The 25,413-nt window shown below is 63.4% G+C and carries 20 protein-coding genes; 8 read left to right on the top strand and 12 right to left on the bottom strand.

Annotated features, from left to right (window positions below; translation table 11 throughout):
• Window positions 1–168: 168 nt before the first annotated feature.
• The 3 genes from PG899_RS11320 (at window position 169) to PG899_RS11310 (ending at window position 4,085) form a co-directional block, all read left to right on the top strand.
• Window positions 169–1,185 (top strand): lipoate--protein ligase A, encoded by a 1,017-nt coding sequence (locus tag PG899_RS11320; protein WP_077097190.1) that lies wholly within the window; start codon window positions 169–171, stop codon window positions 1,183–1,185.
• A gap of 188 nt (window positions 1,186–1,373) precedes the next feature.
• A complete protein-coding gene (locus PG899_RS11315) occupies window positions 1,374–3,068 on the top strand; it encodes a pyridoxal phosphate-dependent decarboxylase family protein (RefSeq protein WP_011706764.1) in 1,695 nt (564 codons plus the stop codon).
• Between the two features lie 228 nt (window positions 3,069–3,296).
• Window positions 3,297–4,085 carry a hypothetical protein gene (locus tag PG899_RS11310; protein ID WP_077097192.1) on the top strand — a complete coding sequence of 263 codons (789 nt, stop codon included), beginning with the start codon at window positions 3,297–3,299 and terminating at the stop codon, window positions 4,083–4,085.
• A gap of 130 nt (window positions 4,086–4,215) precedes the next feature.
• Here the strand turns inward: PG899_RS11310 and PG899_RS11305 are convergent, their stop codons facing one another.
• The 9 genes from PG899_RS11305 to PG899_RS11265 all read right to left on the bottom strand — a co-directional run bounded on the left by PG899_RS11305 (window position 4,216) and on the right by PG899_RS11265 (window position 18,657).
• A complete protein-coding gene (locus tag PG899_RS11305) occupies window positions 4,216–4,578 on the bottom strand; it encodes a copper-binding protein (protein ID WP_179101476.1) in 363 nt (120 codons plus the stop codon).
• Between the two features lie 58 nt (window positions 4,579–4,636).
• Entirely contained in the window at window positions 4,637–7,765 is a 3,129-nt protein-coding gene (locus PG899_RS11300; RefSeq protein ID WP_077097196.1) for an efflux RND transporter permease subunit, read from the bottom strand.
• Window positions 7,766–7,838: 73 nt separating this feature from the next.
• A complete protein-coding gene (locus tag PG899_RS11295; RefSeq protein WP_179101477.1) occupies window positions 7,839–9,356 on the bottom strand; it encodes an efflux RND transporter periplasmic adaptor subunit in 1,518 nt (505 codons plus the stop codon).
• 283 nt (window positions 9,357–9,639) lie between these two features.
• Window positions 9,640–10,077 (bottom strand): hypothetical protein, encoded by a 438-nt coding sequence (locus PG899_RS11290; RefSeq protein ID WP_024945065.1) that lies wholly within the window; start codon window positions 10,075–10,077, stop codon window positions 9,640–9,642.
• A gap of 182 nt (window positions 10,078–10,259) precedes the next feature.
• Complete coding sequence (locus tag PG899_RS11285) at window positions 10,260–13,388, bottom strand: efflux RND transporter permease subunit (RefSeq protein ID WP_077097198.1); 3,129 nt, start codon at window positions 13,386–13,388, stop codon at window positions 10,260–10,262.
• Window positions 13,389–13,397: 9 nt separating this feature from the next.
• A complete protein-coding gene (locus PG899_RS11280; RefSeq protein WP_270697378.1) occupies window positions 13,398–14,597 on the bottom strand; it encodes an efflux RND transporter periplasmic adaptor subunit in 1,200 nt (399 codons plus the stop codon).
• A gap of 338 nt (window positions 14,598–14,935) precedes the next feature.
• Window positions 14,936–15,742 (bottom strand): exodeoxyribonuclease III, encoded by an 807-nt coding sequence (xthA, locus tag PG899_RS11275; RefSeq protein WP_029299636.1) that lies wholly within the window; start codon window positions 15,740–15,742, stop codon window positions 14,936–14,938.
• 251 nt (window positions 15,743–15,993) lie between these two features.
• The gene (locus tag PG899_RS11270; protein WP_168966981.1) at window positions 15,994–16,956 is read right to left on the bottom strand and encodes an ion channel; all 963 of its coding nucleotides are present in this window, start codon (window positions 16,954–16,956) and stop codon (window positions 15,994–15,996) included.
• 54 nt (window positions 16,957–17,010) lie between these two features.
• Window positions 17,011–18,657: a tetratricopeptide repeat-containing response regulator gene (locus PG899_RS11265; RefSeq protein WP_263708222.1), complete on the bottom strand. Its 1,647-nt coding sequence runs from the start codon at window positions 18,655–18,657 to the stop codon at window positions 17,011–17,013.
• 325 nt (window positions 18,658–18,982) lie between these two features.
• On the opposite strand from PG899_RS11265, the gene PG899_RS11260 reads away from it, so the two are divergent.
• Window positions 18,983–20,188 carry an MDR family MFS transporter gene (locus tag PG899_RS11260; protein WP_270697372.1) on the top strand — a complete coding sequence of 402 codons (1,206 nt, stop codon included), beginning with the start codon at window positions 18,983–18,985 and terminating at the stop codon, window positions 20,186–20,188.
• A 147-nt stretch (window positions 20,189–20,335) separates the two neighbouring features.
• Here PG899_RS11260 and PG899_RS11255 read toward each other — a convergent pair whose 3' ends face one another.
• Window positions 20,336–21,376 carry an FAD:protein FMN transferase gene (locus PG899_RS11255; protein ID WP_270697371.1) on the bottom strand — a complete coding sequence of 347 codons (1,041 nt, stop codon included), beginning with the start codon at window positions 21,374–21,376 and terminating at the stop codon, window positions 20,336–20,338.
• A gap of 329 nt (window positions 21,377–21,705) precedes the next feature.
• Here PG899_RS11255 and azu point away from each other — a divergent pair, with 329 nt between their 5' ends.
• Window positions 21,706–22,146, top strand: a complete 441-nt coding sequence (gene azu / locus PG899_RS11250) for an azurin (RefSeq protein WP_016351438.1) — start codon at window positions 21,706–21,708, stop codon at window positions 22,144–22,146.
• A gap of 191 nt (window positions 22,147–22,337) precedes the next feature.
• Window positions 22,338–22,541, top strand: a complete 204-nt coding sequence (locus PG899_RS11245) for a hypothetical protein (RefSeq protein ID WP_039213405.1) — start codon at window positions 22,338–22,340, stop codon at window positions 22,539–22,541.
• Between the two features lie 16 nt (window positions 22,542–22,557).
• Here PG899_RS11245 and PG899_RS11240 read toward each other — a convergent pair whose 3' ends face one another.
• Both PG899_RS11240 and PG899_RS11235 read right to left on the bottom strand, forming a co-directional pair.
• Window positions 22,558–23,013: a PD-(D/E)XK nuclease superfamily protein gene (locus tag PG899_RS11240; RefSeq protein WP_050490559.1), complete on the bottom strand. Its 456-nt coding sequence runs from the start codon at window positions 23,011–23,013 to the stop codon at window positions 22,558–22,560.
• Between the two features lie 108 nt (window positions 23,014–23,121).
• Window positions 23,122–23,682 carry a HutD family protein gene (locus PG899_RS11235; protein WP_333563640.1) on the bottom strand — a complete coding sequence of 187 codons (561 nt, stop codon included), beginning with the start codon at window positions 23,680–23,682 and terminating at the stop codon, window positions 23,122–23,124.
• Window positions 23,683–23,964: 282 nt separating this feature from the next.
• On the opposite strand from PG899_RS11235, the gene PG899_RS11230 reads away from it, so the two are divergent.
• Both PG899_RS11230 and PG899_RS11225 read left to right on the top strand, forming a co-directional pair.
• Window positions 23,965–24,933 (top strand): nucleoside hydrolase, encoded by a 969-nt coding sequence (locus PG899_RS11230; RefSeq protein ID WP_270697369.1) that lies wholly within the window; start codon window positions 23,965–23,967, stop codon window positions 24,931–24,933.
• 122 nt (window positions 24,934–25,055) lie between these two features.
• Entirely contained in the window at window positions 25,056–25,391 is a 336-nt protein-coding gene (locus PG899_RS11225) for a DUF3634 family protein (protein WP_017410690.1), read from the top strand.
• Window positions 25,392–25,413: the final 22 nt, after the last annotated feature.

Raw genomic sequence — 25,413 nt, 5'->3', positions numbered from 1 at the left:
GCCTGTGTCGCCGTATCAACGGATACATTTATGTTGCTGTCAGATTGTGTCGATCTTTCATTTGTTGCGTTATCAGTCAGTAACGAGCCGAAACAGGCAGAAGGGGGGCCGGATCCTGTCGACCCCGGTGTTATGATAGCGACTCTTCCATCCCGATGAGGCCTTCTCATGTCCCGATTGAGTTTGTTGCTGTCCGACTCTCACGACCCCCTGTTCAACCTGGCGGTGGAGGAGTGCATCTTCCGCCAGATGGATCCGAACCAGCGGGTGCTGTTCCTGTGGCGCAACGCCAATACCGTGGTGATCGGCCGGGCCCAGAATCCCTGGAAGGAGTGCAACACCCGCCGCATGGAGGAGGACGGGGTTACCCTGGCCAGGCGCAGCAGCGGCGGCGGCGCCGTGTTTCACGACCTTGGCAACAGCTGCTTCACCTTCATGGCGGGCAAGCCGGAGTATGACAAGAGCATCTCCACCGCCATCGTGCTGGACGCGCTCACGCGGCTCGGGGTCGAGGCTTTCGCCTCCGGGCGCAACGATCTGCTGGTGGCGACTCAGGACGGGGAGCGCAAGGTGTCGGGCTCGGCCTATCGGGAGACCCATGATCGCGGCTTTCACCACGGCACCCTGCTGCTGGACGCCGACCTCGGCCGGCTCGCCAACTACCTCAATCCCGACCCCAAGAAGCTGGCGGCCAAGGGCATCAGCTCGGTGCGCAGCCGGGTGGCCAACCTCTGCGAGCTGCTGCCGGGCATCGATCACCAACAGGTGAGCGAGGCGCTGCAGGAGGCCTTCTTCAGCCACTACGGCGAACGGGTGCAGCCCGAGCATATCTCTCCCGAGCAGATGCCCGATCTGCCCGGCTTTGCCGACACCTTCGCCCGCCAGCACAGCTGGGAGTGGAACTTCGGCCATGCCCCCGCCTTTAGCCATCAGCTGGACGAGCGCTTCGGCTGGGGCGGGGTGGAGCTGCATTTTGACGTGGAGAAAGGGGTGATCGGGCGGGCGCAGATCTTCAGCGACAGCCTGGATCCGGCACCGCTCGATGCGCTGGCCGCGCGGCTGCCCGGCACGGCCTACCGCGCCGATGCCCTCGACGACCTGCTGCGCCAGTGGCGCAGCGAGTTTGCGGCCCGGGAGACCGAGCTGGAGGAGCTCTCTCGCTGGTTGCTGGCGGCGCTGCGCTGACGCTTTTCTCGCCGATGGGGCGGGTGGATCACAAAATCAAAAGAGGCGCCCGAAAGGCGCCTTTTTGCCAGCCGCCGTCCGCCCTCATGCATGACAAAAAGTAGGGGAGGCCATTAGATATTGTCGCTGTTTCAAACGGCGACCCGGGGGTATAAGGACTGCACATTTGCTGTACTAATGGTATAAAAATGAGTGACTTGGTCTATTTGAAAGATGAAGGCGTCAACGCCATCCACCCCGAATTCGAACGTCGTTTTGCCACAGTCAAAGCCAACTTCTTCTCGCGCAACCCCGATCTCTGGCCGGTCTTCCGTGAACCCGGTTTTGCCACCCTCAACGAGTTTCGCGCCCGCGGTCTGGCCCCGGCGGCGCGGCTCAATGCCTGGCCTGATGGCCGCGCCCGCCTCGCCGACTTGTGCGAGACCATGCCGGTGCCGGCCACCATGCGCACCCCGGGCGAGCCCATGGCCGAGCTGCTGTTTGCCGGCGCCCTGTCCAAAGACTGGGAGAACCCCTCCAGCGTCGAGAACGTCATCACCATGTCGGCGGATCCCGCCATCTACGGCGCCCAGATGGGGATCCTCGCCAACCCCAATCTGGTCTACTCCGAGTATGCCGGGGTGGCCGAGGAGCTGGAGAAGAAGGTGGTGCGCCAGATAGCGCTGCTGGCGGGTTACGATCCGGCCCGCGCCACCGGCATCTTCACCCAGGGGGGGACCTTCTGTAACCTCTATGGCTACCTGCTCGGCATCCGCAAGAGCCTGCCGGAGGCCAAGCACAAGGGGCTCGGCCACTATCAGGATTACCGCATCATCAACTCCCAGGGCGGCCACTACTCCAACATCACCAACCTCTCCCTGCTCGGGGTCGACATCGAGAACAAGACCATCCGCATCCAGGTCGGCGAGAACAACGACATCGATCTCGACCACCTGGAACGTACCCTGACCGCCTGCTTCGCTCTCAAGCACGTGGTGCCCACCATCATGCTCACCATGGGTACTACCGATACCTTCGGGGTGGACCAGGTGAAACCCGTGGTCGAGCTGCGGGATCGGCTCTGCGAGCGGTTCGAGGTGGCGGTCAAGCCGCACATCCACGTGGATGCCGCCATCGGCTGGTCGATGATCTTCTTCCTGGACTACGACTTTGCCGCCAACCCGCTGGCCATCAACAGCGCCACCCTGGCGGGGATCGAGCGCAACGTGAGCCGCTTTGCCGAGCTCAAATACGCCGACTCCTTCACCGTCGACTTCCAGAAGTGGGGCTATGTGCCCTATACCTCCAGCCTGGTGATGATCAAGGAGCAGGATGACCTCAAGGCGATGGAGAACGACCCGGAGAACTTCTCCTATTTTGAGCGGGACATTCAGGGCCAGACCCACCTGCAGTCCACCATCGAGTGCTCCCGCGGGGCGAGCGGCCTGTTCGGTGCCTATGCGGCGCTCAACTACCTGGGGGTGGAGGGCTATCGCACCGTGCTGGCCCACTGCCTGCAAAACGCCAACTACTTCCGTTTCCGGTTAAGCCAGCTCGGCAACGTCAAGCTGGTGGCCCAAGAGAACCAGGGGCCGAGCGTGGGCTTCAAGATCTACAACCCCGAGTGGGTGCAGGACCCCGACGCCGAGTTCGCCTTCGAGCTGGCGCGCAGCCCGGATGCGGCCTACAAGGCGCGCTTGCAGCGCAACACCGACTACCACCGCAGCCTGTTTACCGGGCGCGGCAAGGTGGGGCTCTACACCAACTGGGTGGAGGCCATCGCTCACTCCGACTATGACGCTCGCGGCAAGTACTCCTACATCGCCGGGGAGAAGGCGGTCTTCATGAACCCGGCCTGCGGCCGCGAACAGATCGACGCCTTTATCGACCATATCCGCGGCTGATGGTGCGGCAGTGACGGGGCGCAGGCGGGTTTCCCCCTGCTCCCTGTTTTTCTGATACGCCAAGCAATTGAATCAAAAGGGCTTGCTTGCGAATGGCCCGGGAAGTGTGAGGTGCTGCACGTTGCGCCCCTCTGCCTCCCTTTCTGACTTTTATCCCCCTGTTTTTTCCGTACGGTATGGACTCCAACGGGTTGATTTTCTGCCCTGGACATCAACAAAGGAGTCGTTATGGACAAGCACAGACGCAGAGTCACCCTGGGGCTGTTGAGTACCCCCCTGGTCGCCACCCTCGCCGGCTGCAACAGCAGCAATGACAGCCAGGGGAGTGCGGGGGATTTTCGCACCACCCTGACCGACCGCTTGAGCGCCGAGCTGCACGACGAGCAGACGGCCCGCCAGCTGGCCCCCTTCATCGAGGAGGCCTGCTTCAACATGACCCCGTCCCGGGTCGCCATCGACCAGGCCCACTGCGTCATCGCCTTTGCCTTTGGCAACCGCCCCAACGCCTCGGGCAACCCGGATGAACTGGCCGAGCCCGGCCCCATGAACGAGGCGCTGGCCGCCTGCTGCGCGGCCCTCTATCGGCAAAAGCCGGTGCCCATGTATGTGCAGTGGGAGATCGCCCGCTTCCTCGACTCGGCCCGCTATCCCGATATCCCGGCCCGGGATGTCATCTCCATCGAGCCTTACTGGGATGATGAGGGCAAGCTGGTCTACCTCAGCACGGACGGGGTGGTGGAGGCCATCGTCAGGGATTACGCCGGTGGAGAGGCTGCCGCCCTCGGCACGGCGGCCGTCATCGGTCACCGCGACCACGTCAAACGCTGCATCATCACCTGCCGTGCCCGCAAGGTGACGAGCCATGCCCCGGAGGGGATCGAACTACCCGTCTGGTATGACGAGCAATCCGATCAACCCTGGACCCGTCGCCGCGACCTCTATGTATTGCAGGACATGTCTGTTCAGTTGCTCGGGATAGCTCAGGCGAATATCGCTCAGGCTTATCCGAACGGCTGAGGAGGCCGCTCGGCGGATAGTGCAGTAGCGGATAGTGCAGTAGCGGATGGTGCAGTAGATGGCGCAGTAGATGGCGCAGTAAAAGAAAACGGCGGGATGATCCCGCCGTCTTTTATTGCAATGACTCCGCTTACTGTTTCTGGATGGCGGTCACGGTGAGCTTGCCGGCCGGGTTCTCGGCGTGAAAGCGCACCGCATCCCCCACTTTCAGATCTTTGAGCAGGGCCGGATCGGCCACCCGAAAGACCATGGTCATGGCGGGCATCTTGAGGTTGTCGATCGCCTCGTGCTTGATGCCGACCTTGCCGTTGGCCGCGTCGATGCGGCTGATGACCCCCTGGGTCATCGCCATCTCGCCCATCTCGTTCATGCCTTCCATCTGGCTCATCTGGCCCATGTCGTGGCCGGCATGGTTCATCATCTCCTCGGCCAGCAGGCTGGTGTGGGTGGCAAGGCCAAGCAGCAGGGTCAGGGTCAGCGTCTTGTAGTTCATGGTGTTTCCTCGTCGTTGATTCAGATTCTTGGTTGTCAAAAAGGGCGCTGCCACCGGGTTAGCCGGCGGGTTGGTGCTCGGCCGCGCCCAGGTGCCGGCTACGCCACAGGTAGTAGGCGGCGGGCAGCACCAGCAGGGTCAGTACCAGCGCACTCACCATGCCGCCGATCATGGGGGCGGCGATGCGCTGCATCACCTCGGAGCCGGTACCGTGGCTCCACATGATGGGCAAGAGGCCGGCGATGATGGTGACCACCGTCATCATCTTGGGGCGCAGGCGCAGGGCGGCGCCGTGGATCACCGCCCGGTGCAGGCCCGCCTGGTCCGGCTTGCCGCTGGCCACGAGGTCATCCCAGGCGTGGTTGAGGTAGACCAGCATCAGGACGCCGGTCTCCACCGCCACCCCGGCCAGGGCGATAAAGCCCACCCCGACTGCCACCGAGAGGTTGAAGTCGAGCAGCCAGAGGGTCCAGATCCCGCCCACCACCGCCAGCGGCAGGGTGGTGAGAATGAGCAGCACCTCCTGGAAGCGGCGAAACGCCAGATAGAGCAGCAGCACGATGATGGCGACCGTGAGCGGCACCACGTAGGCGAGGCGCGCCTTGGCCCGCTCCATGTATTCGAACTGACCGGACCAGGTGAGGGCGTAGCCCGCCGGCAGCACCAGCTGCTTGTCCACCTCGGCCTTGGCCTCTGCCACGAAAGAGCCGATGTCGCGGCCGCGAATGTCGACGTAGACCCAGCCGTTGAGGCGCGCGTTTTCACTGCGCAGCATGGGCGCCTCGTCGCTGATGTAGACCCGAGCCACGTCCGCCAGCGCGATGCGCGCACCGCTCGGAGTCACCACCGGCAGCAGCTCGAGGCTCGCCACCGAATCGCGATAGCTCTGGGGATAGCGCAGGTTGATGGGGTAGCGCTCGCGCCCCTCGATGGTCTGGCCCACCTCCATGCCGCCCACCGCGGTGGCGAGCACCGCCTGTACGTCGGCAATGTTGAGGCCGTAGCGGGCCGCTTTTAGCCGGTCGATATCCACCTTCACGTAGCGGCCACCGGCGACCCGCTCGGCGTAGACCGATGAGGCGCCCTCCACCTTGCCGACGATCTGTTCCAGCTGCTGGCCGAGCTGCTGGATCACCTTGAGGTCCGGCCCCGCAATCTTGATGCCGACCGGGGTCTTGATGCCGGTGGCCAGCATGTCGATGCGGGTCTTGATGGGAGGCACCCAGGCGTTGGTGAGGCCGGGGAAGCGGATGAGGGAATCGAGCTCTTCTTTCAGCTTTTCCGGGGTCATGCCGGGGCGCCACTGGTCGCGGGGCTTGAGCTGGATGCTGGTCTCCATCATTACCAGATCGGCGGGGTCGGTGGCCGATTCGGCGCGCCCCGCCTTGCCGAACACGTTCTGCACCTCGGGCACGGTACGAATGAGCTTGTCGGTCTGCTGCAAAATCTCCCGTGCCTTGCCCACCGAGATATTGGCTGCTGTGGTGGGCATGTACATGATGTCCCCTTCATCCAGCGGCGGTATGAACTCGGAGCCCAGGTATTTGAGCGGCCAGAAGCCCGCCACCGTCACCACGGCGGCGATGGCCAGGGTGGTTTTCGGACGGGCCAGCACGGCTTTGAGCAGTGGCACATAGCCCTGGCTTAGCCAGCGGTTGAGCGGATTGGCCTGCTCCGCCAGCACCTTGCCACGAATGAAGTAACCCATGATCACCGGCACCAGCGTGATGGCGAGCCCGGCCGCCGCCGCCATGGCGTAGGTCTTGGTGTAGGCGAGGGGATGGAACATCCGCCCCTCCTGCGCCTCCAGCGCGAACACCGGCAGGAAGCTGATGGTGATGATCAGCAGGGAGAAGAAGATGGCGGGCCCCACTTCTATGCTCGCCTCGGTGATGATGCGCCAGCGGTTCTTGTCGGTGAGCGCCTCCCGTTCCATGTGCTTGTGGACGTTCTCGATCATCACGATGGCACCGTCCACCATGGCGCCGATGGCGATGGCGATGCCCCCCAGCGACATGATGTTGGCGTTGATCCCCTGCAGGTGCATGACGATAAAGGCGGTCAAAATCGCAATAGGGAGGGAGATGACCACCACCAGCGATGAGCGCAGGTGGAACAGGAAGGCGAGGCAGACCAGTACCACCACCGCGAACTCCTCCACCAGCTTGCCGGAGAGGTTGTCGATGGCGCGCTGGATAAGGTCGGAGCGATCGTAGACGGTGACGACCTCGACCCCCTCCGGCAGGCTGCTTTTCAGCTGGGCCAGCCGCGCCTTGACCCCGTCGATGGTGTGCTGGGCATTCTCGCCATAGCGCATGACGATGATGCCGCCCACCACTTCTCCCTCGCCGTTGAGCTCGGCCAGACCGCGCCGGCTCTGGGGCCCGGTGACCACATCCGCCACGTCACCCAGCAGCAGCGGGGCGCCGCGCACAGTGGTACCGAGCGGGATCTGCTTCAGATCCTCGACGCTTTTCAGATAGCCGTTGGAGCGCACCATGTACTCCGCTTCCGCCATCTCGATGACGGAGGCGCCGGTCTCCTGATTGCCCTGCTTGATGGCGGTCTCGATCAGGGAGAGCGGGATGCCGTAGGCGCGCAGCTTGTCCGGGTCGACCCGCACCTGATACTGGCGCACCATGCCGCCCACGGTGGCAACCTCGGAGACCCCCTCCACCGTCTGCAACTCGTACTTGAGGAACCAGTTTTGCAGCGAGGTGAGCTGGCTGAGGTCGTGCTTGCCAGTTCTGTCCACCAGCGCGTACTGATAGACCCAGCCCACCCCGGTGGCATCGGGGCCGAGCTGGGGACGGGCGGAGGCGGGCAGGTTGGGGGCCACCTGACTCAAATACTCCAGCACCCGGGCGCGAGCCCAGTAGAGATCGGTGTTGTCGTCAAACAGTACATAGACGAAGGAGTCGCCGAAGAAGGAGTAGCCGCGCACCGTGGTGGCCCCCGGCACCGCCAGCATGGCGGTGGTGAGCGGATAGGTCACCTGATCCTCCACCACCTGGGGCGCTTGGCCCGGGTAGGCCGTCTTGATGATCACCTGGACGTCGGAGAGATCCGGCAGGGCGTCCACCGGGGTCTGCTTGACCGACCAGAGCCCCCAGGCGGTGAGCATGACGGTCAGTAGCAGCACCAGAAAGCGGTTGCCCACGGACCAGCGAATAATCGAAGGGATCATGATCTGGCTCCTTGCTCATGTTGCGCAGAGAGCGGGGCTTGGTTGTCGGCAAGGTAGCAAATGATGGCAGGGATCATGACTTGGCTCCCATATCGTGCTGGCTATGGTCCATGCCTTCCATCTTCTCCATCTCATCTGCCGCAGGCTTGGCGTCGCCGTCAGTAGCGGGTGCCTGCTCCTGATGGATACTGGTGATGCGGTACTCATCCCCCTCCTGCATCACCTGCAGATGCAGGGTTTGCCCCTCGGTCAGCTTGCTGATGTCCACACCGTCGGCGACGGTGAACTCCATCTCCATGGCGGGCCACTGCCACTCGGGGATGGGCTGGTGGGAGACCATCAGGGTGCGGTTGGCCAGATCGATGCTTTCAACCTCGCCCTGGGTCCACACCTGGGCAGGGCGCACCGCCGTCATGCGCTGGAAGTCCGAATCGATGGCCGATTCGGAGTCGAGCAGGAACTGGGCCGAGCTGACGATACTGTCCCCCGCTTCGACCCCTGCCTTGATGGCGACCTTGTCGCCAAACTGGGGGCCCAGGGTGACGGCGACCGATTTGAAGCTGCCATCCCCCAGCGCCAGCACCAGCCTGTCCTGGCTGCCGGTGCGGATCACCGCTTCGCTCGGTACCACCAACCGGGGTTCGCCCTGCCCGGTGCGAATGCTCACCTTGGCGAACATATTGGGTTTCAGAAACTCGTCCGGGTTGGCAAAGCGCAGCCGCACCTTGAGGGTGCGGGTGGCGGCATCCAGGGTCGGGTAGAGGTAATCGACCCGGCCCTGCCAGTGGCGGCCGGGGGCATAGTCCAGGGCCATGGTGACCGGATCGCCCACCTTCAGCTGGGCCGCCTGGCGCTCGAACACCTCGGCACTCACCCACACCTGCTTGAGGGTGCTGATGTTAAAGAGCGCCGCGGCGGGCTCCACATACTGGCCTTCGCGCACTTTCAGCTCGGAGACATAGCCGCTGCTGGGGGCATAGATGCGCACCGTCTCCTGCACCTGACGGGTGCGTTTGAGGGCCGCTATCTGATCCGCCGGCACCTGCAGGGACTTGAGCTTGCCCTCGGCGGCGCGCAGCAGCAGGGGGTTGGCGGTGTTGAGGGCGAGCAGGTACTCGTGCTGGGCGTTGACCAGATCCGGGGCGTAGAGCTCGTAGATCAGGCTGCCTTTGCTCACTTGCTGCCCCTCGCTCTTGATGGCGAGGGTGCGGATCCAGCCTGCCATGCGGGCGTTGACCGCCTCCAGCCGGTCCTCGTCATAGCCAACGTAGCCCACCGTCTCGATCTGCTGGTGGATGGGGAGCGTCTCCACCTTGGCGAGCCGCACCCCCAGGTTCTGCTGGATCTCGGGGTTGATGGTGACGGTGCCCGGCGAGCCGCCCTGTTTTTCCTCATAGACGGGGATAAAGTCCATCCCCATGTTGTCCTTGGCCGGAGCATCGCGCTTGTCGCGCGGATCCATGGGGTTGACCCAGTAGAGGGGCGTCTTCTCCTTGGCAGTGGGGCCAGCAGTGGTCTGTTTGGCGGCCCAGTAGCCGCCACCGGCGCCGAGGGCCAGCAGCAGGGCGGACATCAACAACGTCTTGTTCATGACAAGCCTCCGGCGCGCGGGAGGCGAACGGAGGGCTGGCACGGCTGCACGCAGGCAGACCGGGTAACGGGGGTGGATGACATGGTATCTCTTCTCTTCTGTCAGGCCGCCGGAGTGGTGGTATGTGCGGGCAGGGCATCACCACGAGGCGGCAAACGGGGCGCAGCTGTGTCAGCGCGCACGGCTCCCTGCGAGCGGGCCGGTTTGACCAAGGCGCAGGGTCAGGCAAGGCGGCAGAAAACAGGCAAGCCGAGGCTTGCCGCTGCCGCGAGAGAAGATCTTTCTAGTGGCGCAGCACCGACAACATCAGGTGTCGGCGCGGCCAGGAGGGAGGGTGGGTGCCGCGGGATCGCAGGAAGGGATCCCGCAACCAGTTGTCCAGCACGCTGCTCGCCGTCCCGAGGGGCAGCAGCAACAGCGGCAGAGCGAGCAAGGTCAGCAGGGCTGCCAGCAGCGGCAGGCCGGGAGTGCCGGTCGAGGTGAGCCCGCCGTGCATCTGGCACTCCTGGCTGGCAGCATCTTGCGCTCCCGCATCCGGGCTTGCCCCGTGGCAGGAGAGCCCCTGCATGGCGCTGTCGCTCATGGCCTGATTGCCGTGAGTCATGGCGGCGTTGAGGGCATCCACCCCGTGCCAGCCGATGCAGAGGGTGAGATTGCAGACGAGCATCAGCCCCAGCAGCAGCCGGGCAATGCGTTCGATGGGCAATCTCGCTACGAGCATGGGGAAAATCCTGACAATGACTGGGGGCACTGTAAACCTTACCTTGAGAGCAAGGTCAAGATATGTGGGCCACAGGATACCGGCCGCGTGATCCCGCTCGCGGCTCGGGCCCGGCTGCGAGGTGTTGTCCCCTCTGGCGGATAAAAAAAAGCCCCCGCATGGCGGGGGCTGTGACTCACGACTTACGATTTGGGTTGCGCCGTCTTGCCGCTGGCGCGTTCCGAGCGCCGCATGATGAGGCGGAAGAACAGCGGGATGAAGAAGATGGCGATGAAGGTCGCCGCCAGCATGCCGCCGATGACCGGCCAGCCGAGGGCATGGCGGCTCGCCGCCCCGGCGCCGCTGGAGGTGACCAGCGGCACACAGCCGAGGATGAAGGCGAGCGAGGTCATGACGATGGGGCGAAAACGCAGCCGCGCAGCCTCCAGCGCCGACTCGATGAGACTCATTCCCTCCTCGTGCTTCATCACCGCGAACTCCACGATCAGGATGGCGTTCTTGGCCGCCAGGCCCACCAGGGTCACCAACCCTATCTGGAAGTAGACGTTGTTGGTCAGACCCACCAGCCAGGTGGCTAGCAGGGCGCCGAACAGGGCGAACGGGACGGCGGTGATCACCGCAAACGGCAGGCTCCAGCGTTCGTACTGGGCCGCCAGGATGAGGAAGATCATCACGATGCCGAAGCCGAACGCGGTGCCCGCACTGCCAGCGGCCGCTTTTTCCTGATAGGCGGAGCCGGTCCACTCCAGCTTGGCGTCGTTGCCGAGGGACTCGTCGGCCACGGCTTCCAGCGCGGCGATGGCCTGGCCGGAGCTGTAGCCCGGCGCCGGCTGCGCCATGATCTTGGCCGCCTGGAAGATGTTGAAGCGCTCCACCAGTTCGGGGCCGGTGGCATCACGCACCGTCACCAGGCTGCTGAGCGGGATCATCTCCCCCTTGTCGGAGCGCACATAGACGTTGCGGATGTCGCTCTTCTTGGCGCGGTAGTCCGCCTCGGACTGCAACTGCACCCGATAGGTGCGGCCGAACTGGTTGAAGTCGTTGACATAGACCTGGCCGAAGGTGGCCTGCATGGTGTCGAACACGGCGTTGATGGGCAGCCCCAGTGCCTTGGCCTTCTCGCGATCCAGATCGAGATAGACCTGGGGCACGTTGGCGCGGTAGGTGCTGGTCACGCTGGCGAACTCGGGGCGCTGCTTGGCCGCCTCGAGGAAGCGCTGCACCTCGGCCGAGAAGGACTGGGCATTGCCGGTGCTGCGGTTCTGCAGGTAGGCCTCCAGCCCGCCGGTGGTGGACATGCCGGTGATGGGGGGCGGGTTGAAGGAGGCGACGAAGCCGTCCGCCAGCCCCATCAGGCTCATGCCCTGGAAGGTCTTGGCCAGGGAGAAGGAGTCCTGCCCGGCACCTTGCCGCTCGCTCCAGTCCTTGAGGGTGATGAAGCTGATGCCGCTGTTGCTGATGATGGCGTTGGAGAGGATGTCAAAGCCCGAGAAGGTGATGACGTCCTTCACGTTGGGGTTGGCCATCGCCATCTGGTCGAAGTCGTTCGCCACCGCCTGGGTGCGGGTGAGGGAGGCCGCATCCGGCAGCATGACGGCGGAGAGCAGGTAGCCCTGGTCTTCGTTCGGCACCAGCTCGCCCGGTACCTTCATCAGCAGGCCGTAGATGGAGACCAGGATGAAGGCGATGATGGTGAACGCCACCCCGACCCGGCGGTTGAGGAAGGCGACACCGCGCACGTAACGGCGGGTGAGGCCGTCGAAGGCGTTGTTGAACCAGACGAAGAAGCGGGCCGGCTTGTGGTGGCCCTCTTTGAGCAACACGGCACAAAGGGCCGGCGACAGGGTCAGCGCCACCAGACCTGAGATGGCCACCGACACCGCCACCGTGATGGCGAACTGCTTGTACATGACCCCGGTCATGCCGCCCATGAAGGCGACCGGCAGGAACACGGCGCACAGCACCAGCACGATGGCGACCACCGGGCCGGAGACCTCCTGCATGGCTAGGATGGCCGCCTCTTTGGGCGAGCACTTCTTCTCCTGCATGATCCGCTCGACGTTCTCCAGCACCACGATGGCGTCATCCACCACGATACCGATGGCGAGCACCATGCCGAACAGGGTCAGCAGGTTGATGGAGAAGCCCAGCACCAGCATGCCGGCGAAGGTCCCGATGAGCGACACCGGCACCGCGATACAGGGGATCAGGGTGGCGCGGAAGTTCTGCAGGAACAGGTAGACCACCACGAACACCAGCACGATCGCCTCGAACAGGGTGTGTACCACCTCCTCGATGGAGATCTTCACGAACTCGGTGGTGTCGTAGGGGATCTGGTACTCGATGTCCTGCGGGAAGCGCTCCTTGAGGCGCAGCATGGTGGCGTGTACCTGATCGGCCACCGCCACGGCGTTGGCGCCCGGTTGCAGATAGGTGGCGATACCGATGGCCGGCTTGCCGTTGGCCTTGGCCAGCAGGTCGTAGTCCTTGCCGCCGAGCTCTACCCTGGCCACGTCCTTGACCCGGATCTTCGAGCCGTCCGGCATGGAGCGGATGATGATGTTCTGGAACTCGCGCACATCCTCCAGCCGTCCCTTGGTCTGCACCGTGTAGGTGAAGTCGATGGGGGCCGTGGTGGGCTGGGCGCCTATCTTGCCCGCCGCGAACTGGGTGTTCTGCTCGCGGATGGCGCCGATCACGTCGCTCGGGGTGAGTTCAAGCTGGGCCAGTCGATCCGGCCGCAGCCAGATGCGCATGGCGTAGTCGGTGCCGCCGAACAGGGTGGTGTCACCGACCCCGGGAATGCGCTTGAGCTCGTCGATGATGTTGAGCAGGGCGTAGTTCGACAGGTAGGTGGTATCGAAGGTGCCGTTAGGCGATTGCAGGGTGACCACCTGCAGGATCGAGGTCGATTTCTTCTTGACCGTCACCCCCTGCTTCTTCACCTCTTCCGGCAGCTGGGCCATGGCGGCCGAGACCCGGTTGTTGACGTTGATGGTGGCCTGATCCGGATCGGTGCCGATCTCGAAGTAGACGTTGAGGTTCATCTGGCCGTTGGAGGCCGAACCCGACTGCATGTAGAGCATCCGCTCCACGCCGTTGATCTGCTGCTCGAGCGGCGCGGCCACCGTCTGGGAGATCACCTCGGGGGTGGCGCCCGGATAGAAGGCGGTGACCGACACCACCGGCGGGGTGATCTGCGGGTACTGCTCGATGGGCAGCGATCGCATCGCCGCCAACCCGCCCAGCACTATGATGATCGAAATCACGCTGGCGAAGATGGGGCGTTCGATGAAGAACTTGGAAAACATACGAACTCCTTACTTGGCCGCGTTCTGGCCGACCATCTTGGTGGTGATCGCCTTCATCTCTTCGGCAGAGACGGGCTTGACCACGGCGCCGGGACGGGCCTTCATCAGCCCCTCGACGATGTAGCGCTCACCGGGCTCGAGGCCGCTGTCGATCAGCACGCCGCTGTCGACCACGGAACCCAGCTTGACCGGACGGGGCACCACCTTGTTCTCTTTGTCCACCACCATCACCATGCGGTCGGCCTGGGACTGGACGATGGCGCGCGGCGGCACCAGGATGGCATTTTTTCGGGTGCCCAGATCGATGGTCATGCGCACGAACTGGCCTGGCAGCAGCACGCCGTCCTTGTTGTCGAAGATGGCACGGGCCCGAATGGTGCCGGTCTGCGGGTCGACCCGGTTGTCGGAGAAGTTGAGCTTGCCCGCCTCGGGATAGACGGAGCCGTCCGCCAGCCGGATGTGGGTGCGCCAGTTGGTGGCATCCTTGGCCTCAATCAATCCCTTTTTCACCGAGTTCTCGAAGTTGAGGCGATCCTGCTCCGAGTAGGAGAAGTTGACGTAGAGGGGATCGAACTGGGTGATGGTGGTGAGCAGGCCGTTTTCGCCGCTGGTGGAGATGAGGCTGCCCTCGGACTGGGAGCTCTTGCTCGCCATGCCGTTGATGGGGGCGGTGACCTGGGTGTAGCTGAGGTTCAGTTCGGCCTCTTTCACCTTGGCCTGGGCGGCCTGATGGCTGGCGATGGCGGCCTCGTAGTTGGCGATGGTGTCGTCATAGTCCTTGCGGCTCACCACCTGGCGCTTGAACAGGGGGATGATGCGGTCCCGGTCGGCGCGGGCCTTGTTGAGGCGGGCCTGCTCCTGGGCCAGGGTGCCCTTGGCCTGCTCCAGCGCCACCTTGTAGGGCTCGGGGTCGATCAGGAACAGCGCCTGACCGGCGGTGACCGGCTGCCCCTCGATGTAGGTGCGCTTGAGCAGGATGCCGCTCACCCGGGAACGCACGTCAATTTCGCGAAAACCGGCGGTCTCGCCCACCATCTCGGTGGTCATCGGCACGTCGGTCAGCTTGACCTCGGCCACCACCACGGGGACCGGCGGCAGTGCCTGGGCTCCGGCGGTTGGTTCATCACCACAGGCGGTCAGTGCGCTGGCCAGTGCCAGGGCGATACAGCCGCGTTTGAACATCTCTTCCCTGACGTATTGCACCTTCATCATCACACTCCTGTGGGATGGTGCGCGATTGCCGCGCCCAGCCTTTTTCTTCATGAACATGGTTAACTGCATGGTTACAAATTTAACTCATTGGATTACTGACAGTTTTCTAATGATAGAGCACGAATATTGAACCCAGGCTGCTCGACACTGAAAGTTGTCGGTGTCGATCGCGCAGTGGCGGAGGGGGCCGCGACAATTTGTGTCAGTCTGGCAGACCCTGCATCGTGGCCTTGCAGGGGAGCAGGGGACCCGGAGGGAATTATAAGAAGGAAAAAGCGGGGGAAGTGGGGGCTTGGTCACAGAGGGGGCTTCAAATGCCCCCTCTGCTGTCGTTATCAGGCGAAGCAGGCCCAGATGGGGGCGTGATCCGAAGGCTTGTCGATGCCGCGCAGCTCGTAGTCGATGCCGGTCTCGGTCACGGTGTCCTTGAGGGCGTCGGAGGCCATGATGAGATCGATGCGCAGGCCCCGGTTCTCGTCAAAGCCCCTGGAGCGGTAGTCAAACCAGGAGAAGCGCTCGCACTCGGTGGGGTTGGCGGCGCGGAAGGTGTCGGTCAGGCCGAACCCTTTCAGGCGCTCCATCCACTCGCGCTCGATGGGCAGGAAGGAGCACTTGCCATCCCGCAGCCAGCGCTTGCGGTTCGCTTCGCCGATGCCGATGTCGAGATCGGTGGGGGAAATATTCATATCCCCGATCAGCACCAGCTGGTCATTCGGCGTGTGGTTGGTCTCGAGGTAGTGCTGCAGATCCTCGTAGAACTTCTGTTTGGCCGGGAACTTGGTCTCGTGATCCTGGCTTTCACCCTGCGGGAAGTAGCCGTTCATCACCTTGATGAGGGAGCCGTCTTCGCGCTCGAAGGTGGCCATGATCATCCGGCGCTGGGCCTCTTCATCGTCGGTGGGGAAGCCTTTCTCCACCTTGACCGGCTTCTGCTTGCTCATGATGGCCACCCCGTAGTGGGCCTTCTGGCCGTGAAACTCTACGTGATAGCCCATGGCCTCCACGTCGGCCAGCGGGAAGGCCTCGTCGTGTACCTTGATCTCCTGCAGGCCGATCACATCCGGCTGATGCTTGTCGATGATGGCTTGCAGCTGGTGCAGGCGGGCGCGCAGGCCATTGATATTGAAAGAGATGATCTTCATGTCCGGGATGCTCATGTCATTTTTATAAGTGGCTATTGGACTAGGAATCCGCCGTGGATGCAAGTTCGAGGGCTGTGACTGGCGCAGCTGCTCGGTAACCTGTTCACGAGCTGTCGCGAGAGGCTGTCAGCAAGGTGAAGCGCAGCGCAGGAACCGGAGCGTATAGATATACGTGAGAGCTCTTGGTTACAAATAAGCGAGCAGCACATGAGCCTTGATCACGGCCTCGCAGCAAGATCGTGGGCAGGTTGTCAGCGGGTCATCTTCTTGACAAACACCACCACAAACAGCGCCAGCGTGAAGCTGCCGGTGAAGGCCTCGAAGGCGGCGAAGAGCCGTGAGAGGCCGATGGGGGTGAAGTCGCCATAACCCAGGGTGGTGAAGGTCACCACGCTGTAGTAGAGGCACTCCAGCAGGAAGATGGCGTTCTGCTCAAAAGGGGCGCCGGGCCGGTAGATGAGGTGGTTGCCATTGAAGCTCAGGCCAAAGAAGAAGTAGAAGATGCTGCAGATGAAGATGAGCAGCAGGGAGAAGAGCACCACCCGCATGGGGGCCTCGCCGTAGCCGCAGAACAGATCGACGATCCAGGAGGTGAAGCGCTGGCTCGACCAGAACGGCAGCTGCAGCCGGCGCATGGTCAGCTCCTGCTGGATGTAACGGCCGGACATGGTGAAGATGCCCTGCGCCTCCGAGGCCTTGCGCAGATCGCGATAGGTCTCTTCGGCCTCTTTCAGCCAGATGCGGGCCTGCACCGGGTCGCGCTCCTTGCGGCCGCGCCGCTCCTGCATCAGCCGCTTGCCGGTATCCAGGTTGTCGAGGCGGGTGTTGTGCCAGCGAATGCCGAGCAGATTGACGTCGTCGAGGGTGGCGCAGTGCAGGTTGGCTTCGCTGAGATCCGCCTTCATCAGGCTGCCGCCCTTGATGCGAATGCCGTAGAGGTGGGCCCCCTGCAGATTGGCGCGGTAGAGGTTGCACTGCTCCAGCAGGAACCCCTGCGGGGCCCCTTTTTTCACCAGGTTGAGACCCGCCAGATTGGCGCGCGCCAGTTGCAGGCCGTGGCACAGCCCGCCCTGCTGGATGTAGTGCTCCAGCTCGCGGGCGGTGTGGGGATCCTGATGATTGGCGTGGGGATCGTGCCAGCGGCACAGATCATGGTCCCCCGCCTCTTCGCTGCAGTGGCGACCGTCCGCCACCAGATATCGACACATGGCCATCGCCGCTCTCCTCCCTTTGCCGAGTCAGTATCAGCATAGGCGAGCGGGCCCTGGTCAGCTGAGCTGGGTAAATTCCTGACGCAGCTTGCGAAAACGATCCTGCTGGGCCGGATTGAGGGGGATGCCGTCCAGCACCTCCAGGGTCTCCTTGCACTCGGCGCCAAATTCCGGGCTCTTGCGGTTTTTCTGCATCAGCTGCAGCAGCACCTGGATCTTGTTGAGGGCGGCGCCGGTATTGGCCGGGGCCCGGCGCAGCGCTTCGCGAAAGTGGCCGAGCGCCTGCTCCAGCTCGCCGCTCTGATAGGCCTTGATGCCCAGCTCGTTGAGCTGCTGGTAGCGCTGGCGACGCTCGAGCACCGTCTTGTCGTCGCGGGTGGCCTGGATGCAGGTGGTGAGCAGCCGATCCTCGTCTTCGGCCAGCAGCGCCTGCAGGCTCTCGGCATATTCGAACTCGCCGAGCTGGTAGAGGGCGAGGATGGTCTCGCCCAGCAGGCTGGGGGGCATGGTGGCCGGCTGATCGAGCCAGTTCTGGTTGGCGCGGTAGAGCATCTTCTTGCCCTTGAGCAGCTCGCCCAGGGCGATCTGCACCCGGGCCTGGCAGATCTGCTCGAACACCGGGTAGTTGAACTCCGACATCATCAGCGAATCGCGGATGCGCGACAGGGCCGAGTTGACCTGCTTTTGCAGGTTGGCGATGTGGTAGATGTCGTTGCTGTTGAGGGCGTAGAGGGTCAGCGACTGGATATAAGCCCCCAGGTAGTGGGGGGTGCGATGGATGGAGTTGCGCGACAGGTCGATGAGCGACAGCAACACGTCCTTGGCCTGGGCGTAGTCGTGGCGCAGCAGGCACACCTCCGCCAGCCGGCGTGAGAGCTGCACCGACTGGGGCGAGATGTCGACCGCCCGCTTCAGCTCCTGCTGGGCCTGCTCGTCATTGCCGAGCGCCAGCTGGGACTCTGCCAGCCAGAGGTGGGCCTCCACCATCAGCGGGGTGTTCTTGAGGGTGGCCTGCAGGTGGCTCACCGCCTCTTCGTTCAGCCCCAGAGTGTGGCACGCCTTGCCGAGGGTGAGCCGGGCCCAGCTGTTCTCCTGGCCGGCCAGCAGCTGGCGCATCAGGCTGCGGGCCTCCTTGGCCTGGCCCAGCTTGAGCTGGGTGTCAGCCTGCAGACAGCGGCAGAAGTTGGCAAAGCGCGGCACCGCGTCGGCCCGCTCGGCGCAGGCGGCGAGCAGGGCGGGCAGATCCTCTTTGGCAAGGGCGCTGAACACGCTCTCCAGCGCCTGACGGCGGGCGAGGGCGCGTTTGAGGCGAAACGAAAACTGCTCCTGGGAGAAGGGCTTCATCAGGTATTCGTCGGGCTCGGCCTCCAGCGCGCTCAGCACCATGGCGCGGGAGCTGTCGCCGCTCACCATGATCACCACGCTCTGGGGCGGAATGAGCTTCTGGTCCCGCAGGCTCTCCAGCAGCTGGCGGCCGTTCTCGCCGACCCCCAGCTCGTAATCGAGCAGGTAGATGTCAAAGGTCTCTTTCTGGCAGCGCCGTCTCGCCTCTTCGGCCGAGTTGGCATAGGTGATGCGGCTGATGCCGATATTGATCAGCATCGCCTTCATCATCACCTGAAAGGAGCGCTGTTCGTTGACCAGCAGGATGCGCTTCGGTTTGGGTGGGGCTTTTTTCTCTGGCTCGGATTCCGGTGTCTGCATCTGTCTGGTCAGGGCGCTACGGGCGGATAACAGAAGTGTGCCACCAAAGCGCGCAGACAGGCAATTGAACATGGGGCGCTGCCGCGGTTTTTCCGCCAAGCCCCGCCGTTCATGGCTTCTGCCGGACCAAATAGGGGGTAGATTGGGGGAGGGCAGGCGGCGAACACCAGCCTGGCCTGGACGGCGCCGCCATCCACAAACCTGCGCCGAGCTCGCCCCCTCGGGCGGTTTTTTTCTGGGCGGGGATTGTGCGCTCAGGTGTCTTTTGATACCACTGAATGCTTTCCCCTGCGGATTAGCTGCCATTGCGCGACAAGGAGTTCCCATGCGCCTGCCCCCCTTTCCTCCGCTGGTCTGGATCGTGATCCTGGGCACCTTCATGGTACGCACCAGTTTCTTCATGATCTGGCCCTTTCTCTCGATCCTGCTCTACCGGGAGTATGATCTCTCGGCGTCCGGCATCGGGATGCTGCTGGGCGGCGCGGCCGTGCTCTCCTGCCTCATCGGCTTCTACGTCGGCTGGCTCTCCGACCGGCTCGGCCGGCGCACCATACTGCTGCTCGGCTGCGCCCTGTCGTGCGGCGCCTACCTGCTGCTCGGGTTTGGCCACTCCCTCTGGCTCATCGCCCTCGGGGTGTTTGGCTCGGGTCTCTCCTACGCCTTCATCGACACGCCTGGCAAGGCGCTGATGGGGGATCTGCTGCCCGAGAAGGCGCAGCGGGAGCTGGCTCAGCACCTGCGCTACTTCCTGCTCAACGTGGGGGCGGGGGTGGGGCCCCTCATCGGCGTCATTGTGGGGCTCGGCGCGCGCCAGGAGACCTTCGTGGTGACGGCCGCCAGCTATGGCCTGCTCGGCATCGCCTTCCTGCTCGGTTTTCGCCGCGAGTGCGCTGGCCGGCCGGATGCGGGCCTCACCCTGAGGGCCATGCTGAGGGTGGTGGGGCGGGATCGGGCCTTCATGCTGTTCATCCTCGCCAACCTGCTGATGATGCTGGTCTACGCCCAGGTGGAGTCGCCGCTGATCCAGTACCTGACCCGCGCCGGCGCCCCCGAGGTGGAGACCCTGGTGGCCCTGCTGGTGGCCACCAATGCACTGACCATCATCACCCTGCAGTTTCCGCTGCTGCACCTGACCCGGCGCTGGCGGGTGAGCCTGCGGCTGCAGTTCTCCATCCTGCTGATGGCGTCCGCCCAGGTGTTGTTCGCCCTGTCGAGTCCGGCCCTGCTGTGGCCCTGGCTGGTGGCGGTGTTCTTGCTGAGCGTGGGGGAGGCGGTGCTGTTCCCGCTCTTCAACGTGCTGATCGACGAAATGGCGCCGGCCCACCTCAAGGGGAGCTACTTCGGGGCCAGCGCCCTGGCCGGGCTTGGCTGGGCGCTCTCGCCCCTGCTGGGGGGCTGGCTGTTGCAGGTGTGGGGCGGCCCGGCCCTGTTCGCCGTGATGACCGCGATTTGCGTGCTGGTGTTTCTCCTCTATGGGGCGGGCAACCGGGTGGCGCGTCCGTCTGCCGACTCGGCCGGCTGCGGGGAGTAGCATGAAAGCAGCCGGTCGGTGGTCACTGGCCTGATGCCAAACAGCCGGTGGCTCCGGCGCACTCCCATCGACTCGCGCCGACGTGAAGACAAGGAGGCCCCGCAGTGCGGGGCCTCTTTTTATGACGGCTGGGTTATGGCGGCTGATTTATGGCTGTTTGGTCACCAGATAGGGGGCGAACTGGGGGGTATGGCTGGCGGCGAAGCCCTGCTCGGTCTTGACGATGAGGTAGACCGCAAGACCGTGCGCCTTGGCAAAGGCCATCGCCTGCTCCGGCCCCATCACCATGAGGGCGGTGTCGAGGGCGTCGGCCTCGAGCGCGGTCGGGGTGATGACGCTGGCGGAGACCAGCTTGTGGCTGATGGGCTGGCCGGTGGCGGGGTCGATGATGTGGGAGTAGCGCTTGCCGTCGAGCTCGTAGTAGTTGCGATAGCTGCCGGCGGTGCTGAGGGCCATGCCGTTGGGGATCACCACGTCCGAGAAGGCGCCGGGCTGGTCGGACGGCTCGACGATGGCCACCCTCCATGGCTTGCCCTTGGCGTTGTTGCCCTTGCTGCGCACGGCGCCGGCCACCTCGATGAGGTAGTTGTGCACCCCTTTTTGCTCGAGCAGGCCGGCAATCTCGTCAGAGGCCGCCCCCTCGCCCAGGGTGGAGAGATCGAGGTAGAGATCGGGGATGCGCTTGCCGAGCAGGAAGTGATCCCCCTCGGGTGCCAATGTCAGCCGGTCGATGCCCACCTTGTGGCGAGCGCTGGCAATCTGCTTGGCGCTGGGCCGTTTGACGGGCCGCTTGTCCGGCCCGAATCCCCACAGGTTGACCAGCGGACCCACGGTGACGTCGAGCTTGCCTGCGGTGAGATGGCCGGCGTCGATGCCCTGCTGCACGATGTTGGCCATGGTGGCGGGAATGGCCATGGGCGGCTGGCCGCTGCCCTGATTGAAGCGGGAGATGAGGGAGTTCGGGTCGTAGGTGGAGATCTCGTGATTCATCCGCACCAGCAGGGCATCGACCTCTTGCTGCAGCGCCGGCTCGCCGCCCGGGAAGGGGTCGCTCAGGGTCACCGCGTAAAAGGTACCCATGGTCTTGCCCTGAATGCGGGTCTGGGTCGGGGCCGGCTGACAGGCGGTCAGCATCAGCAGCAGGGTCAACAACAGGCCACGGTGGGCCGGGCGAGCAAGAAGCGACATGACGGATCTCTTTGGCTGAAACGGATGGCACGGAACGCAAGCGTGCCGGGGTCGCCAGCTTAGCCAAGGGGGCGGCGGTGGGCGAGTCGCGGCTGGACAAAAGTGCGGGGGATAATTAAACAAAGAGTGGTTAGTGGGTGGCGCGGCCGGTTCGTCCAGACAAAAAACGGGGGCAATCTGGTGACCTGACCCGCAGCTTTGCGCTAAAGACATAGCCGAATGACGACAGTTGAGTAGAATAAGGTCGATTTTGACAGCATGTTTGCCAGCCATGGTGCGAGCCCGCAGGCAATTGTGTTGCCATCTATTGCCAATCAAAGGAGAGGATGATGAAAAAGGCGATTACCCTGCTGTTTCTGAGCACCCTGGCGGCCCCGGCTCTGGCCGATGAGTGCGCGTTGGTCATCGAAGGCAATGATGCCATGCAGTACAACCTCAAGGAGATGAGCGTCCCGGCCACCTGCAAAGAGGTAACCGTGACCCTGAACCATACCGGCAAGATGCCGGTGACCGCCATGGGCCACAACTGGGCGCTGGCCAACACCGCCGACTATCAGGCCGTGGCTACTGCTGGCATGAGCGCCGGTGCTGACAACAACTACCTGCCCAAGGATGACCCGCGCGTGCTGGCCCACACCAAACTGGTGGGCGGCGGCGAGAGCACCAGCGTCACCTTCAAGACCGACGGCCTGGCCGGCAAAGATCTCACCTTCTTCTGCTCCTTCCCCGGCCACTTCGCCATGATGAAGGGCACCTTCAAGGTCGGTTAAACACAGCTTGTCGACCCAGAAGCCGGGCACTGCCCGGCTTTTTTGTGCCCGCTTGCGGCGTCAGTTGGATGTCAGTGCGGGCGCTATGGCGCGCCGTTTTATGATCCGGCGCCGGGTGAGCGGGGGAGTGAGCGGGTAAAATAGGCGCCTTTCGGGCCTGCTGGGCCCGCTCGAGAGGAAGCAAGGTCGTCATGAAAGCCATGAAATGGATGATCAGCGGTTGCCTGCTGCTGGTGTGCGCCATCGCGCTGGCAGCGGAGCCGCCGGTCAAGAAGAGCAGAAACGGCATCTGCCATCCCCAGGGCGGCACCTATTACAGCCGCACCAAGCACTACACCCCCTACGACTCCATGCAGGCCTGTCTCGACAGCGGCGGACGGGCGCCCAAACGCTGATTACTACACAGAGATATCAAATCCAAAGTGCGAAATCGGCCAAGTCAAAACATCGGATGTTTTTAGTTGTGCATTTGGCTGACTCAGTCTTTAACCATTCAAAGGCTGCTTTTTTATGTCCTTGTCCTTCTATCAAAATAATGACATTAGGTTCAGGCGCCTTATAGGCACTTTGTAGGAAGAAAGGGAACTTACGGTCAACAGAGCCAGATACCTGTTGTTGGTGGGGCTCAATTCGAGTGAGGCCATATAGAGGATGGTTAATTACAAAAGCGCTAATGGCTTTAAGACCGTATAAATCTTCATAAGGAACACGGCATTTGAATGTTTTTGGCGCAGACATTTTACTGTCTTCAACATACTGAAATTCAATAAGAATTTCTCTTATTTTGGTCTGTAGTTGTTGATTGCTTTTTTCTTCTTCCGAGGTCAGTTCTGGTGGCGCCTCGAATCCTTCAAGAGTGTATTGCATAGGGCCTCTCATTACATGAAAGCAATGAGACCCATACTACCCTCCAATATTGATGATATTCAATATTGGAGGGTGTTTTTTGAGCACGGCTAATATAGGAAAGTTTCTTCAAATAATGGGCTGCAGGGTAAAGAAGGCGATGGCGCTCTTCTTCTGACAGTCGAAGTGGATGCTCTGCTCGCCGCTGATCAGCAGGGTGTCGTTGACCGCCATGGGGTGGCCCGCCGCCGCGAGCTGGCCGCTCAACAGGTAACAGAGATAGGTCTTGTCCGCTTCCAGGGTGAGGGTGAGCGGGAAGGGCAGGTTGAGCACCCGCACGTTGGCGCTGAGGCGGGCCGGATCATAGATGAGCCCCAGATCCGTCACCTCTTTTTTCAGCAGTTCGCAGTGGGTTTCGTCATCCCCGCTGAAGTGGGCCGCCTCGAAGGTGGCGTAGGGGTGGCCGTTGAGCACGAAGCCGGCCCCGCTGATGGGCAGCAGGATGCGCTGATAGCCGGGAAATTTCGAGAAGGGGCCGGCCCCCTTGATAGGCGCCGAGCTCAGCCGGTAGGCAAAATCGAGCTTGTCGAGGCTGGTGCCGGCAGGGGAGATGAGGATCTGGGCTGTGGTGCCCTGCTTGTTCTTCCAGGGCATCTTCAGTTGGTCGGACTCTTTTATCAGGGTGATCAATGGCGCCTCGGCAGGTGGTGAGCGGGGTGAATCGTGTGGCCAGTGATACCACCCAACCCGCCGCTCCACAAGGTTGCCGCCGTCGCCGGCCATCCGCTTGCCCACTATTTCGCCGATGCCACCCGCTTCGCCCCGCTTTGTCTTCTGCCGCGTCGTCATCCCTGTATGAAATGCCGCCAGTTGGGCAAGGCGGGCAAGGGCAAAGCCTCAGGCTGTGATCCCGGCGCTGTTAAAGCGGCGGCGGCTCGCTACACTGGCTGCTCTGTTGCCCAAGGAGGCCCCATGACTCACAAGATCATTCTGGATACCGATCCCGGTATCGATGACGCCATGGCAATTCTGTTTGCCGAAGCCCACCCCGCCATCGAGCTGCTCGCCATCACCACGGTATTTGGCAATGCCACCATCGAGAACGGCACCCACAACGCCCTCTGGCTCAAGCAGCAATACGGCATGAAGGCAGACGTTGCACAGGGGGCGGCCGCCCCGCTGCGGCGCGAACCGGTGGGCCCGACGACCGTGGTGCACGGGCCGAGCGGATTTGGTGACGTGACGGCGGGGGAGGTGGCCCTGGCGCCGGATCCCCGGCCGGCCTGGCAGTATATCGTCGAGGCGGTGAAGGCCGCCCCCGGCGAGATCACCCTGGTCACCATAGGTCCGCTCACCAACCTGGCACTGGCGCTGCAAGAGGCTCCCGAGATCACCGGCCTGGTGAAGCAGGTGGTGGTGATGGGGGGCGCCTTTGGTGTCAACGGCCATCGCGGCAATGTGACTCCCTATGCCGAGGCCAACATCCACGACGATCCGGATGCCGCCGACCGGGTGTTCACCGCCGACTGGCCGGTGGTGATCATCGGGCTGGACGTGACCCAGCAGAGCTTCTTCAGCAGCGCCTATCTCGACGCGCTGCGCGACGACGCGGGCGAGCCGGGGCGCTTCCTGTGGGATGTGAGCCGCTTCTATCTGCGATTCTACTCCGAGCGGATCGGGCTCGACGGCTGCCACGTGCACGACCCGTCCGCCATCGCCTACGTGATCGATCCGACCCTGTTCACTCTGCGCGAGGGGCCGGTGCGGGTCATCAACGAGGGGCCCGCCATCGGTCACACCCTGCAGAAATTTGACGGCAAGTCCCACCCCCACGACGGCTGGGCCGATTATCGTGCCCAGCAGGTCGGGGTGGCGGTGCGGGATCAGGCGTTGCTGGCGCTCTATCGGGAGACGCTGGTGGCCTGGGGCCGCAGCCGCTAGGGGCGCTTGGCGAGCAGGGTGGCTTGCGGCCGGGCTTGAGGCGCGGCTGTGATCCGCGCCAAACAATCGGGGGCCAGTTGCGGCTTATACTGTCCGCAACCGTGTGAAGAAGGAGAAACAGGATGGCCTGGTTGTCGTTGCTGGTGGCGATCGCCCTCATCTGGTGGTTGATGAAGCTGGGGCGTGGCGCCCTGTTCGAGATCCGGCTTGCGCCAGGCAAGGTGCAGGTCAAGCGGGGCAAGGTGTCGCCGGCGTTCATTGAGCAGGCCAGGCAGATCCTGCGCCACGAGACGGTGCGCGGGCGCATCCTGGGTCAGCGCGATGGCGACGGGGTCAAGCTGGTCTTCTCCCGCTCCATCCCCGAGCCGGTAGCCCAGCGCTTTCGCAATATCTTCCCCTATGGTGACTACCGGTTGGGGGCGGTGCCGCTCTCCGGCTCCAAACCGCGCAAGGGGTGAGTCGTCACTCACATAGCAAACG

This window comes from Aeromonas sp. QDB39 (assembly GCF_027707585.1).
GTDB classification, from domain to species: domain Bacteria; phylum Pseudomonadota; class Gammaproteobacteria; order Enterobacterales; family Aeromonadaceae; genus Aeromonas; species Aeromonas hydrophila.
The sequence above is the reverse complement of the archived record's forward strand: the minus strand, read 5'-3'. Positions and strand labels throughout refer to the sequence as shown.

Coding starts and splice junctions, on each gene's coding strand:
- PG899_RS11320 (WP_077097190.1), top strand. CDS start 169: ATGTCCCGATTGAGTTTGTTGCTGTCCGACTCTCACGACCCCCTGTTC.
- PG899_RS11315 (WP_011706764.1), top strand. CDS start 1,374: ATGAGTGACTTGGTCTATTTGAAAGATGAAGGCGTCAACGCCATCCAC.
- PG899_RS11310 (WP_077097192.1), top strand. CDS start 3,297: ATGGACAAGCACAGACGCAGAGTCACCCTGGGGCTGTTGAGTACCCCC.
- PG899_RS11305 (WP_179101476.1), bottom strand. CDS start 4,578: ATGAACTACAAGACGCTGACCCTGACCCTGCTGCTTGGCCTTGCCACC.
- PG899_RS11300 (WP_077097196.1), bottom strand. CDS start 7,765: ATGATCCCTTCGATTATTCGCTGGTCCGTGGGCAACCGCTTTCTGGTG.
- PG899_RS11295 (WP_179101477.1), bottom strand. CDS start 9,356: ATGAACAAGACGTTGTTGATGTCCGCCCTGCTGCTGGCCCTCGGCGCC.
- PG899_RS11290 (WP_024945065.1), bottom strand. CDS start 10,077: ATGCTCGTAGCGAGATTGCCCATCGAACGCATTGCCCGGCTGCTGCTG.
- PG899_RS11285 (WP_077097198.1), bottom strand. CDS start 13,388: ATGTTTTCCAAGTTCTTCATCGAACGCCCCATCTTCGCCAGCGTGATT.
- PG899_RS11280 (WP_270697378.1), bottom strand. CDS start 14,597: ATGAAGGTGCAATACGTCAGGGAAGAGATGTTCAAACGCGGCTGTATC.
- xthA (WP_029299636.1), bottom strand. CDS start 15,742: ATGAAGATCATCTCTTTCAATATCAATGGCCTGCGCGCCCGCCTGCAC.
- PG899_RS11270 (WP_168966981.1), bottom strand. CDS start 16,956: ATGGCCATGTGTCGATATCTGGTGGCGGACGGTCGCCACTGCAGCGAA.
- PG899_RS11265 (WP_263708222.1), bottom strand. CDS start 18,657: ATGCAGACACCGGAATCCGAGCCAGAGAAAAAAGCCCCACCCAAACCG.
- PG899_RS11260 (WP_270697372.1), top strand. CDS start 18,983: ATGCGCCTGCCCCCCTTTCCTCCGCTGGTCTGGATCGTGATCCTGGGC.
- PG899_RS11255 (WP_270697371.1), bottom strand. CDS start 21,376: ATGTCGCTTCTTGCTCGCCCGGCCCACCGTGGCCTGTTGTTGACCCTG.
- azu (WP_016351438.1), top strand. CDS start 21,706: ATGAAAAAGGCGATTACCCTGCTGTTTCTGAGCACCCTGGCGGCCCCG.
- PG899_RS11245 (WP_039213405.1), top strand. CDS start 22,338: ATGAAAGCCATGAAATGGATGATCAGCGGTTGCCTGCTGCTGGTGTGC.
- PG899_RS11240 (WP_050490559.1), bottom strand. CDS start 23,013: ATGCAATACACTCTTGAAGGATTCGAGGCGCCACCAGAACTGACCTCG.
- PG899_RS11230 (WP_270697369.1), top strand. CDS start 23,965: ATGACTCACAAGATCATTCTGGATACCGATCCCGGTATCGATGACGCC.
- PG899_RS11225 (WP_017410690.1), top strand. CDS start 25,056: ATGGCCTGGTTGTCGTTGCTGGTGGCGATCGCCCTCATCTGGTGGTTG.